Consider the following 12268-nt stretch of genomic DNA (forward strand, 5'->3'; position numbering starts at 1 on the left):
CCGTCCGCGGCATCGGTGGGGGCTGGTCGTGCAGTTCCCCGCGCCCCTGAGGGTCCGCTGCCGTCCGCGGCGGGGTGGGTGGGCGATCGCGCAGTTCCCCGCGCCCCTGGGGGTGTTGCGGTGACCGCGTCCCGGAGGGGTGCGGGGAACTGCGCGCGCGACCCACGACGGCCCGCACCCGGGCCCCAAGGGCGCAGCAGGTCCCGCGCGGGCGGGCCCGGCGCGGGATTCGCGGAAGTGGTACGAGCACGTCACGCCCGCGCAGCACGCGGTTAACACAGCTTCGGCAGAGTGGTGGATGTCGGCAGGACGGGAGCGGCTCCCCGTTCCGGCCGACGGCCACACGGCGTCGAAGGACCTCCGGAGCGGCTCCCGGACCTCCATGGACGCCTGTGAAACGCACTACGCCCGTGGCGGAGCGCGTGTCCGCGGGGACCGCCGTCGTCCCGCCCCCCGGCAACGGGGGTGCGGCGGTCCCCGCGCAAATCCTTCCCAGGCCCCCGCGCCACTTCCCCGTGCGGCTCAGTCCTCCCAGGCGTCGTCGTCCCGTGCGGAGCGGCGGCCCCGGAACAGCGCCGGGTTGCCGCGCACCACCTGGACGACGTTCACGCCGACGATCCCGGCCCAGGCGACCAGCAGCCCCGGCAGGTCGGCCACGCCCCCGCCGATCGCGGACAGCGGCACCGCCAGCACCAACGACACGATCCCGAAGCCGAACCGCTCGCCCCAGGAGTCCGTGGCCTTCGGCGCCCGGGCGTCCCGGGCGGACGTCAGCTGATGCTCGGCCAGCTGCCGGCGCACCCGGCGCTCCACGGCGCCGTCGACGCGCTGGTCGACCTTCTCCAGGAACGAGTCGATCAGGGCGGACTCGTAGTCCTCGCCCAGTTCCCTGCGGGCCTGCAGGGAAGCGTGGAGTTCCTTCTTCAGCTCGGCGTCCCGCGCGTCCATTCCGGTCATGCTCCACAAGGTAGGGACGCGGAAGCCGGCGCGCACTGGGGGTAACCCCCGTTCCCGTCCTCGGGCGGGCCGCAGTCCCGCGGCCCTCGCGCGCCGGCCCGGGTCAGCCCTTGCACATCTTCTCGTCGGCCCGGGACTGCGGGACGTCGACCTTCTTCGGCGTCGCGACCGGCACCCCGGCCTTCGTGAAGTCGGGGCCGAGGGTCAGCGTCATCGGCGCGTCGCCCCCGGCCTCGCCCGCGGGCTTCATAGCGGCGGCGGGCAGGCCCATCAGGTCGGCCAGCTTGCGGGCCTGGTCCGCCTGGCCCGGGGCGTACACGAGCTGGGTGCGGGAGACCTCCGCCGGGGCGTTGCCCTGGTTCGCCGAACGGGACACCCCCTGGCTGTTCTGCAGCCAGGTGACCGTCTCCCCGGCCGCGCCCTGCGGGCCGCCGCCGTTGAGGACGTCGACGCGCACGGCGGACGCCTCGGCCCGCGCTCCCTTCAGCAGCGCGTCCTGCTTGTCCTTGGCCTTCTTCTTCTGCTTCTTCACCTCGGTGAACGACACGTCGTCCTGAAGCATGGAGAACACCTGCGGTGCTTTGGCCGGGTCCGGGACGACGGTGACGGGTTTCGGCTCGTCCGGGTTGTCGATCACCGGGAGCGTCATCAGGGTGATGTTCTTCAGGTCGATCTTGCCGAGTTCCTTGGCGAGGGTGAGCAGCTTGCCGGGGCTGCCGATGGCCTTGTCCACGGTGAGGGACTTGGTGGCCGCGTCGGCGACGTCCAGCATCTTCGTCGGGCTGCCGAGCGTGTCCTCCTTGAGACGGCGCAGCATCGACGCGACGAACTTCTGCTGCATCCCGATCCGGTCCAGGTCGCTCTCGTTCTTCAGCCCGTGCCGGTTGCGCAGGAACGACAGCGCGTCCTCGCCCGCGATGGTGCTCTTCCCCGCGGGCAGGTCGAGATCGGTGTAGCCCGAGCTGTCCTTCAGCGGCTCCTCCAGGCACACCTCGACGCCGCCGACCGCCGTGGACAGCGTCTTGACGGCGTTGAAGTCGAACATCATGAAGTGGTCCACGTCCACGCCGGTGAGCTGCTCGACCGTGCGCATGGTGCAGCCGGGGTCGCGGCCCTCGACGCCGTAGGACTCGTTGAACCGGGTGGTGCCCTCCGAGCCGGGGATCGTCTTCGTCGAGCCGTCGGACTGACGGGTCTCGCAGTCCGGTATCCCGGTCATCAGGTCCCGGGGGATGCTCACCACCGTCGCGTTGGACCGGTCCCCGGCGACGTGGAAGAGCAGCGTGGTGTCGGCGTGCCCGGTCACGTTGTCCCGGTTGCCGTACGCCTCGTTGCCCTTGCCGGTGCGGACGTCGTTGCCGATGACGAGGATGTTGGCCGGGCCGTCCCCGAGGACGGTGTCGCTGCCGACGTCACCGATGTCGACGGTGTCGATGTTCCCGCCCAGCCGGTCCCACCAGTAGTACGCGAACGCCGATCCGCCGACGAGCACCAGGCCCATCACGCCCCCGGTCCACATCAGCGCCTTGCGCCGGCCTGACCTCTTCGGCTGCTTGCGCTTGCGGCGGTGCGGGTCGCGAGGGCCGTCCGGGTCGGGAGCGCCGTCCCGGTCGCGCGGGTCCGGGTCACGCTCGCGCGGGCCGCCGGGACGCGGGCCGGGCTCCTGGCGGGTGCGCTGGCGCGGCACCGAAGGCGTCGGCGGCGGCGCGGCGCCCAGCCTCAGCTCGTACTCACCGGTCTGCGGATTGAGCACCCACTGGTCGGCGGGATCGGCCCCTTCCGCCCGCCCACGACTCTGCGCGTCCACGCCCCCACCCACTCCTGCGCCCTGTGCCCCGTGGGGCACCTGAGTCCTAAATTGCTTACTTGTTCGACGACTTACGCTATCCGGCCGTTCCTGGCCGCGCGGACCTCGTGGCGAAATCGTCGAGATCCGGACGTGTCCGGGAAGAGGGCCCCGGATCCGTGACATGGCGTGATCCGGGCAGGGGCCGGCGCCCGCCCGGCACGGTGCGGCGTTCGCCTGTATAACGGCATGCAGAAGTCACGACGGATGAATGGGCCGGGGACGGCCGAGGGGGAGTCAGGTCATGAGCGGCACCGAGAGCCCCGCGGCGCGTCTCCAGGCGCTCTTCGAGGGGCACCGGCTGACGCCCACCCAGCGGCGCATCGCCCACAGCATGGTGCGGCGCGCCGCGGACGTGCCGTTCCTGTCGAGCGTGGAGCTGGCCGAACTGGCCGGGGTGAGCCAGCCCTCCGTGACCCGCTTCGCGGTCGCCCTCGGCTTCGACGGCTACCCCGCGCTGCGCCGGTACCTCCGCGAGGTCGCGCCCGCCGAACCGGCCCCGGACACCGGCTCGTACAACGAGTACCAGCAGGCCGTCGAGGCCGAGATCGAGAACCTGCGCCATCTCGCGGAGGTGCTGGCCGACCCCGAGCCGGTACGGCGCGCGGGGCGGGTGCTCGCGGAGAGCCGCCCGCTGCCCGTCCTCGGCCTGCGGGCCGCCGCCGCCCAGGCGCACGGCTTCGCCTACTTCGCCGCCAAGGTCCACCCGGACGTACGGCTGCTCAACGAGGGCGGCACGATGCTGCTCGACCGGATCGACGCGGCCGTGCGGGCGGGGGCTTCGGCGCTGCTGTGCTTCGCGCTGCCGCGGCATCCGCGCGAGGTCCTCGACGCGCTCGTCCACGCCAAGGAGTCGGGGCTGACCGTCGTGACCGTCGCCGACTCGGCGTTCGCGCCCGTCGCCAAGGTGTCCGACCTGCTGCTGCCGGCAGCCGTCGGTACGGCGCTGGTGTTCGACACCGCGTGCGCGCCGATGCTGCTGGGGCGGGTACTGCTGGAGGCGATGTGCGACGACCTGGCCGACGCGCAGGCGCGGCTGGAGGAGTTCGACGCCCGGGCGGCGGCGCGCGGACTGTTCGTGGAGTGACGGGAGTGAGGCGGCGCGCGTCTTCTCAGACTCGTCTCAGTTTGCCCCGCTAGCGTCCGTCGCAGGGGACTTCCCTCGAAGGCGTTCCACAGGTAGGGACTTCCCACAGATGGACTTCCTCAGGAATCGGAAGACGGGAGGCTGGACGTGACGCGCGGAGGACAGGGGCTGGCCCGGGTGGCCGTCGTCGTACGGGCAGGGGCCGGGCCACTGTGGTGGCTGGGAGTCGTCGCCGCGGGCGCCGGGGCGTTCGTGCCGGGCCTGACGGGGTTGCGGATCGGCGCGCTCGGCGGAGCCGCGTTGTTCCTCGTGGCCGCGGCCCTCGTGGCGCTCACACGGCGGAACCGGTATCGCGCACTGGCCCGCGCGGCGGCCCGTGCGGGCCGCCACGACGTGCTGCAGGACCGCGCGGTCACCGCGCGCAACTGGCGCCGGGCGCACCGCTGGTGGCTGCTGCTCGCCTTCCTCGCGGCGCTCGGCTCGTCGTACGCGGCGCCCGCCGCGGCCGGACTGCTGCTCGCCGGGTGCGGCGTGGGGCTGTGGCTGAAGGCGGCGTGGATCGGCCGCCTGGAGCGGACCGAAGAGGTGCTGCTGTGGGTCCGCGTCGACTGGCTCCGCAAGGGCGCGGGCCGGCCCGCCGGCCGCGCCGTCAAGGGCTACCGCACGACGGGCATCGCCGCGGGCGACGCGGCCCCGGGCGGAGCACGCCGCAAGCTGACGACGGCGGCGTAGCGAGAACCCGGGCGCGTGGCGGTCACGCGCCCGGGGTGTTCCAGGCGTCCTGAGCCGCCGCGCGGCCCCAGGGTCGCCTTTCGCCGCAGGGCGCTCCGGCGCCTGCCGCGACGGGCGTTCTGAGCCGCTGCGTGGTCCGGGTTCGCCGGTGGCCGCGGGGTGCATCCGGCGCCTGCCGCGACGGGCGTTCTGAGCCGCTGCGTGGTCCGGGTTCGCCCTTCGCCGCGGGGTGCTTCGGCGCCTCGCGAGGGGCGTTCCGAGCCGACGCGCCCCGAGGTCCCTTTCGGCCGCGCGGGGTGCATCCGAGGCCTGCCGCGAGGGGGTCTCGAGCCGCCGCGTGGCCCCGGGCGCCACTCACCGCGGGTGCGTCCGGGCGCCTGCCGGGCCGACGCCCGCAGGAAAGCCCGGGCGCGACGGGCGCGGGAACCAGGGGCTCGGGCCTGACGCGTGCGCCGGCCCGTCGTCGTGGGGCCCGGGCGGGACCTGGGCCGGGGACGCCCGGGGCAGGCACGTCCGCCCGAGGCGCTGAGGGGCGCGGGCGGATGCCCGCGCCCCGTCCGGTCCCGCCGGAGGCGGCTCAGCCCAGGCCTGTCAGGGACTCGGTGTGGGCAGCGCCCGACTCCGTGACGATCTCCTCGATCGGCTGGGCCGGGCGGACCGTGGCGAAGGTGATCTCGCCCGAGGGAGACTGCGCGTAGCCGAGGACGGCCGGGCGCGGGAGCGAGTTGTAGGCGTAGTGGTGCGCGAAGTAGTACGCGCCCGTGTCCAGCGCCGCCGCGTGGTCGCCCTGCTCCAGCAGCGGCAGCTCCTGCCCCTGCGCCAGCAGGTCACCCGCGAAGCAGGCCGGCCCTGCGACGTCCTGGACGACCGCCGGGCCCTCCTTGGGCAGCCCCTTCGCGTCGTACGCGGCGATCCGCAGCGGCCACGACTGCGGCGCGTACACCGTGCGCGTCGCGACCTGCACGCCCGCGTGGGTCACCGCGACCGGACGGCCCCCCGCGCTCTTGGCGTACTCCACGCGCGTGACCACCGTGCCGTGCTTCGCCAGCAGGGACCGGCCGAACTCGGTGACCAGCCCGTACCGCCCGTCGAACAACCCCGGCACCGTCTCCTTCAGCAGCCGCGCGTACTCCGCGTAGGTCGGGCGGTTCTCCTCGGAGGCGAAGTTCACCGGCAGTCCGCCGCCGATGTCGAGGGTGTCGACCTGCCGGCGTCCGGCCCGCCGGTTGATCTCCTCCGCCAGCTCGTACGTCTCCACGACCCCGCGCGCCATCATCGTCAGGGCGATGCCCTGGGAGCCGGTGTGGGCGTGCAGCCGGGTCAGCCACGGACGGTCCAGGTACGCCTGGACCACCCACTCCCGCGCGCCCTCGTCCCGCAGCGCCACACCGAACTTGGAGGTGGCCGTCGCGGTCGACAGCGCCTCGATGGACCCGCCCCCGACCTGCGGGTTCACCCGGATACCCAGCGGCGACCGCACGTCCGTGCCGGCTACCAGCGCGTCGATCCGGTCGAGCTCCTGCGGGTTGTCCGCGTTGACGGCGATGCCCAGCTCCAGCGCCTCCCGCAGCTCGGCGGGCGTCTTGGCGGGCGAGTCCAGCACCGTGTGCCCCGGTTCCACGCCCGCGGCGCGCGCCAGCGCCAGCTCGCCCGGGCTGGCCACCTCCGCGCCGATGCCCTCCTCACGCAGCAGCCGCAGCACCGGCACCAGCGGGCTGGCCTTCACCGCGAAGGCGTGCAGCACCGGCGTGCCGGGCGCGGTCACGGCCTCGAAGGCGGCCCGCAGGTCCGCCGCCGACTCTCGGATGCCGGTGACGTCCAGCAGTCCCACGAGGGGCGCGTCGGTGTCCAGAAAGCCCTGCTCCACGGCCGCCCGCACCGCGGCGTCCCGGCGGGCCGCCCGCCCGGCGGCCCTCGGGTCGCCCCCGGCCGTCACGTCGCCCGTCCTGTCACGTATCTGCTCGTTCGCGCGCATGCATCCAGCCAAACATCCCCCGGACGGAGGCGCTGACGCACCCCCTGTATTGACTAGGTCTATTCAGCCAGTGAGGATGTGAATATCTGCAGACGTCGTGGCCACCTGGAGGCACCCCATGTCAGGACCTCTCCCTCCCGTCTCCCCCCACCACCCCCGACCGAGGCCATACGGGCCACCCCCCGGTGTCGTCCGAGCACCGCGCGGCAGCGAGCTGAGCACCCTGGGATGGCAGCAGGAGGCCGCCCTGCGGATGCTGCAGAACAACCTCGACCCCGAGGTCGCCGAGCACCCCGACAAGCTCGTCGTCTACGGCGGCACCGGCAAGGCGGCCCGCGACTGGCGCTCCTTCGACGCCATGGTCCGCACCCTGAGGACCCTCAAGCAGGACGAGACGATGCTCGTCCAGTCCGGCCGCCCCGTCGGCGTCATGCAGACCCACGAGTGGGCGCCGCGCGTCCTCCTCGCCAACTCCAACCTGGTCGGCGACTGGGCGAACTGGGAGGAGTTCCGCCGCCTGGAGCAGCTCGGCCTGACCATGTACGGGCAGATGACCGCAGGCTCCTGGATCTACATCGGCACCCAGGGCATCCTCCAGGGCACCTACGAGACCTTCGCCGCCGTCGCCGCCAAGCGCTTCGGCGGCTCCCTCGCCGGCACCATCACCCTCACCGCCGGACTCGGCGGCATGGGCGGCGCCCAGCCGCTCGCGGTCACCATGAACGACGGCGTCGTGATCTGCGTCGACTGCGACCCGCGCGCCATCGACCGCCGCATCGAGCACCGCTACCTCGACGTGAAGGCCGACTCCCTCGACCACGCGCTGCGGCTCGCCACCGAGGCCCGCGACGCCCGACGCCCGCTGTCCGTCGGCGTCCTCGGCAACGCGGCCGAGGCCGTCCCGCAGCTCCTCGCCATGGGCGCGCCGATCGACATCGTCACCGACCAGACCTCCGCCCACGACCCCCTCGCCTACCTGCCCGTCGGCACGGCCTTCGAGGACATGGCGGACGCCGCCGCCAAGGACCCGGCCGGTTTCACCACCCGCGCCCGCGAGTCCATGGTCAGGCACGTCGAAGCGATGGTCGGCTTCCAGGACGCCGGCGCCGAGGTCTTCGACTACGGCAACTCCATCCGCGGCGAGGCCCAGCTCGCGGGGTACGAGCGGGCGTTCGCCTTCCCCGGCTTCGTCCCCGCCTACATCCGCCCCCTGTTCTGCGAGGGCAAGGGCCCCTTCCGCTGGGCCGCCCTCTCCGGCGACCCCGCCGACATCGCGAGGACCGACCGCGCCGTCCTCGACCTCTTCCCGGAGAACGAGTCCCTCGCCCGCTGGATCAAGATGGCCGGGGAGCGCGTCCACTTCCAGGGTCTGCCCGCCCGCATCTGCTGGCTCGGCTACGGCGAACGCGACAAGGCCGGCGAGCGGTTCAACGACATGGTCGCGAGCGGCGAACTGTCCGCGCCTGTCGTCATCGGCCGCGACCACCTCGACTGCGGCTCCGTCGCCTCCCCCTACCGGGAGACCGAGGCCATGCTCGACGGGTCCGACGCCATCGCCGACTGGCCCCTGCTCAACGCCATGGTGAACGTGGCTTCGGGCGCCTCCTGGGTGTCCCTGCACCACGGCGGCGGCGTCGGCATGGGACGGTCGATCCACGCCGGACAGGTCACCGTCGCCGACGGCACCGCCCTGGCCGGCGAGAAGATCCGCCGCGTGCTCACCAACGACCCCGGCATGGGCGTCGTCCGGCACGTCGACGCCGGGTACGACATCGCCGAGTCGGTGGCGGACGAGCGCGGTGTGCGCATCCCCATGCGCGAGGGCGGGCAGGCATGACCCGCCCGACTCCCGCCGCCCCGGAAGCCTCCGTCCGGCCCGCGCCCGAGCGGGACTCCTTCCACGAGATGTGGCGGCAACTGCTGCCCGTCGGGCGGAACTCCGCGAGCGGCGGCTACCGCCGGTTCGCCTGGACCGGCGCCGACGCCGACTGCCGGGACTGGTTCCGCGAGCAGGCCCGCCGCCGCGGCCTCACGTACGAGGTGGACCGCAACGGCAACCAGTGGGCCTGGCTCGGAGACCCCGCCGAGGGCGACGCCGTGGTCACCGGGTCGCACCTGGACTCGGTGCCCGACGGCGGCGCCTTCGACGGGCCCCTCGGCGTCGTCTCCGCCTTCGCCGCCCTCGACGAACTGCGCCGCCGGGGAGTCCGTCCCACGAAGCCGCTCGGCATCGTCAACTTCGGCGACGAGGAGGGCGCCCGCTTCGGGCTCGCCTGCGTCGGCTCCCGGCTCACCGCGGGCGCGCTCACCGTCGACCAGGCGCACCGGCTCACCGACGCCGACGGCATCACCCTCCCGCAGGCCATGGAGAGTGCCGGTCACGACCCGGACGCCATCGGCCCCGACCCCGTACGCCTCGGCCGCATCGGCGCGTTCGTCGAGCTGCACGTCGAGCAGGGCCGGGCCCTGGACCTCACCGGCGACCGGGTCGGCGTCGCCTCCGCGATCTGGCCGCACGGCCGCTGGCGGTTCGACTTCCGGGGCGAGGCCAACCACGCCGGCACCACCCGGCTCGCCGACCGGCACGACCCGATGCTGCCGTACGCCGAGACCGTCCTCGCCGCCCGCCGGGAGGCCGAACGGGCGGGCGGGGTCGCCACGTTCGGCAAGATGGCCGTCGAGCCGAACGGCGTCAACGCAGTGCCCTCCCTGGTGCGCGGCTGGCTCGACTCCCGCGCGAGCGACCAGCAGCGCCTGGACGCGGTGGTCGGCGGGGTGGAGCGGGCCGCCCGCGCGTACGCCGCCGCCCACGGCGTCCAGCTGGACGTGGAGCGCGAGTCCTTCACCCCCGTCGTCGAGTTCGACCACGCCCTTCGCGACCGGCTCGGCCGCATCCTCGGCAAGGACGCCGGTCTGCGGGTGCCCGTCCTCGGCACCGGCGCGGGACACGACGCGGGAATCCTCGCCGGACGCGTCCCGACCGCCATGCTGTTCGTACGGAACCCCACCGGCGTCTCGCATTCCCCGGCCGAGTACGCCGCCGAGGACGACTGCGTGGCCGGGGTCCTCGCCCTCGCCGACGTACTGGAAGGACTGGCCGCCCCGTGACCGCCACCCCGCGGACGTACTGGCTGGAACACGCCTGGCTCGGCACGCACGTCGAGCCCGGCGTCGCCCTCGACGTGACGGACGGGTGCGTCGCCGCCGTCCGCACCGGCACCCCCGCACCCCCGCCCGGCGCCGAGATCCTGCGCGGACTGACCCTCCCCGGACTGGCGAACGCCCACAGCCACGCCTTCCACCGCGCCCTGCGCTCCACCGTCCAGGTCGGCTCCGGCACCTTCTGGACCTGGCGCGAGGCCATGTACGCCACCGCCGACCGGCTCACCCCGGACCGCTACCACGCCCTCGCCCGCGCCGTGTACGCCGAGATGGCGCTGGCCGGGATCACCGCCGTCGGCGAGTTCCACTACGTGCACCACGCGCCCGGCGGCACGCCCTACGCCGACCCCAACGCCATGGGGGAGGCGCTCCTCGCGGCCGCCGCCGAGGCCGGCATCCGGATCACCCTCCTCGACGCCGCCTACCTCTCCTCCGGCTTCGGCCGGCCGCCCACCGCGCACCAGCTCCGCTTCTCCGACGGCGACGCGGAGGCCTGGGCCGCACGCTCTTCACTTCTCAAGGACCAGGACCACGCGCGGATCGGCGCGGCCGTGCACTCCGTGCGGGCCGTGCCCGCGGAGCAGCTGTCGACGGTGGCGCGCTGGGCCGAGGAACGGCGGGCTCCGCTGCACGTGCACCTGTCCGAGCAGACCGCCGAGAACGACGCCTGCCGGGAGGCACACGGCTGCACCCCGGCCCAGCTGCTCGCCCTGCACGGCGTGCTCGGACCGCGCACCACCGGCGTGCACAACACCCACCTCACCGCCGAGGACATCTCACTGATCGGCGGCAGCGGCACCGGCACCTGCATGTGCCCCACCACCGAACGCGACCTCGCCGACGGCATCGGACCCGCCGCGGCCCTCCAGAACGAAGGCTCCCCGCTCTCCCTCGGCTCCGACAGCCACGCCGTCGTCGACCTCTTCGAGGAGGCGCGCGCGATGGAGCTGAACGAGCGGCTGCGCACCCGCACCCGCGGTCACTGGACGGCCGCGGCCCTGCTGCGCGCGGCCACCGCCGACGGGCACGCGGCGCTCGGCTGGGACGGCACCGGCGTCATCGAGGCCGGGGCGCGCGCCGACCTCACCACCGTCGCGCTGGACTCGGTCAGGACGGCGGGGCCACTGCCCCGGCTGGGCGCCGAGACGGCCGTATTCGCCGCGACGGCCGCCGATGTGCGGCACACGGTCGTGGCAGGCCGGCACGTGGTGCGCGACGGGGCGCACACGCTGGTCCCCGACGTGCCCGGAGCCCTCGCGCAGGCGATCCAGGACTTGCGCGCCTGACGACCCATGAGTACGCGACCCATGAGGACACCATGAGCGCCACCGTCATCACGAACATCGCCACGCTGGTCACCAACGACCCCTCCCTCCGTGACTCGGACCCCCTAGGCCTGGTCTTGGACGCGGCCGTCGTCATCGAGGGCGACCGCGTCGTGTGGACCGGTGGATCAAGCAAAGCACCCGCCACCGACAACCGGGTCGACGCGGGAGGCCGCGCGGTCCTGCCGGGGTTCGTCGACTCCCACTCCCACCTGGTGTTCGCCGGTGACCGCACGGAGGAGTTCAACGCCCGCATGTCGGGCCGCCCGTACAGCGCGGGCGGTATCCGCACCACCGTCGCCGCCACCCGCGCCGCGGGCGACGCGGAGCTGGAGGCCAACCTCACCCGCTACCTCGCGGAGGCGCTCCGTCAGGGCACCACGACCTTCGAGACCAAGTCCGGCTACGGGCTGACCGCCGAGGACGAGGCCCGTGCTCTGCGGCTGGCCGCCCGCCACACCGACGAGGTCACCTACCTGGGCGCGCACATCGTCGCCCCCGAGTTCGCCGACGACCCCGCCGGCTACGTCGCCCTGGTCACCGGCGACATGCTGAACGCCTGCGCGCCGTACGCCCGTTGGATCGACGTGTTCTGCGAGAAGGGAGCCTTCGACGGCGACCAGGCCCGCGCGATCCTCACCGCCGGCAAGGCACGCGGCCTTCACCCGCGGATCCACGCCAACCAGCTCTCGTACGGCCCCGGCGTGCAGCTGGCCGTCGAGCTGGACGCGGCCAGCGCCGACCACTGCACCCACCTCACCGACGCCGACGTGGACGCGCTGGCGAACAGCGCGACCGTGGCGACGCTGCTGCCCGGCGCGGAGTTCTCCACCCGGGCCGCCTGGCCGGACGCCCGGCGGCTGCTGGACGCGGGGGCGACCGTGGCGCTGTCCACCGACTGCAACCCCGGTTCGTCGTTCACCTCGTCGGTGCCGTTCTGCGTCGCGCTCGCCGTGCGGGACATGGGGATGACGCCCGACGAGGCGGTCTGGGCGGCCACCGCGGGCGGGGCGGCGGCGCTGCGGCGCACCGACGTCGGCCGGCTCGTCCCGGGCGCGTACGCGGACATGGTGCTGCTGGACGCCCCCAGCCACGTCCACCTGGCCTACCGGCCGGGCGTACCGCTGGTCACGGCCGTGTGGCGCAGGGGCGTACGGGAGGTCTGAGAGGGCGCCGGACGGTCC

General features: G+C 74.0%; 9 protein-coding genes. 6 read left to right on the forward strand and 3 right to left on the reverse strand.

Annotation, left to right across the window (positions count from 1 at the left end; all coding sequences use genetic code 11):
• Positions 1 to 522 precede the first annotated feature (522 nt).
• Positions 523 to 948, reverse strand: coding sequence for a hypothetical protein (locus ACF1AG_RS21675; RefSeq protein ID WP_391810242.1), 426 nt, complete (start codon positions 946 to 948; stop codon positions 523 to 525).
• Positions 949 to 1060: 112 nt separating this feature from the next.
• The gene (locus tag ACF1AG_RS21680) at positions 1061 to 2764 is read right to left on the reverse strand and encodes an LCP family protein (RefSeq protein WP_391810219.1); all 1704 of its coding nucleotides are present in this window, start codon (positions 2762 to 2764) and stop codon (positions 1061 to 1063) included.
• A gap of 283 nt (positions 2765 to 3047) precedes the next feature.
• On the opposite strand from ACF1AG_RS21680, the gene ACF1AG_RS21685 reads away from it, so the two are divergent.
• Positions 3048 to 3890 (forward strand): MurR/RpiR family transcriptional regulator, encoded by an 843-nt coding sequence (locus ACF1AG_RS21685; protein WP_359601120.1) that lies wholly within the window; start codon positions 3048 to 3050, stop codon positions 3888 to 3890.
• Between the two features lie 147 nt (positions 3891 to 4037).
• A complete protein-coding gene (locus ACF1AG_RS21690; protein ID WP_391810220.1) occupies positions 4038 to 4622 on the forward strand; it encodes a hypothetical protein in 585 nt (194 codons plus the stop codon).
• 577 nt (positions 4623 to 5199) lie between these two features.
• On the opposite strand, the gene ACF1AG_RS21695 is transcribed toward ACF1AG_RS21690, so the two are convergent.
• The gene (locus tag ACF1AG_RS21695) at positions 5200 to 6597 is read right to left on the reverse strand and encodes a diaminopimelate decarboxylase (protein WP_391810221.1); all 1398 of its coding nucleotides are present in this window, start codon (positions 6595 to 6597) and stop codon (positions 5200 to 5202) included.
• A 118-nt stretch (positions 6598 to 6715) separates the two neighbouring features.
• On the opposite strand from ACF1AG_RS21695, the gene hutU reads away from it, so the two are divergent.
• The 4 genes from hutU to hutI are packed head-to-tail and all read left to right on the forward strand — an operon-like array spanning position 6716 to position 12250.
• Positions 6716 to 8434, forward strand: coding sequence for a urocanate hydratase (gene hutU, locus ACF1AG_RS21700; protein WP_391810222.1), 1719 nt, complete (start codon positions 6716 to 6718; stop codon positions 8432 to 8434).
• Positions 8431 to 9705, forward strand: coding sequence for an allantoate amidohydrolase (locus ACF1AG_RS21705; RefSeq protein ID WP_391810223.1), 1275 nt, complete (start codon positions 8431 to 8433; stop codon positions 9703 to 9705). Before hutU ends, ACF1AG_RS21705 begins: the two co-directional genes overlap by 4 nt.
• A complete protein-coding gene (locus ACF1AG_RS21710; RefSeq protein ID WP_391810224.1) occupies positions 9702 to 11045 on the forward strand; it encodes a formimidoylglutamate deiminase in 1344 nt (447 codons plus the stop codon). Before ACF1AG_RS21705 ends, ACF1AG_RS21710 begins: the two co-directional genes overlap by 4 nt.
• A 32-nt stretch (positions 11046 to 11077) precedes the next feature.
• Positions 11078 to 12250 (forward strand): imidazolonepropionase, encoded by a 1173-nt coding sequence (hutI, locus tag ACF1AG_RS21715; RefSeq protein ID WP_359601126.1) that lies wholly within the window; start codon positions 11078 to 11080, stop codon positions 12248 to 12250.
• Positions 12251 to 12268: the final 18 nt, after the last annotated feature.

This window comes from Streptomyces sp. NPDC014764 (assembly GCF_043082785.1).
Taxonomy (GTDB): domain Bacteria; phylum Actinomycetota; class Actinomycetes; order Streptomycetales; family Streptomycetaceae; genus Streptomyces; species Streptomyces althioticus.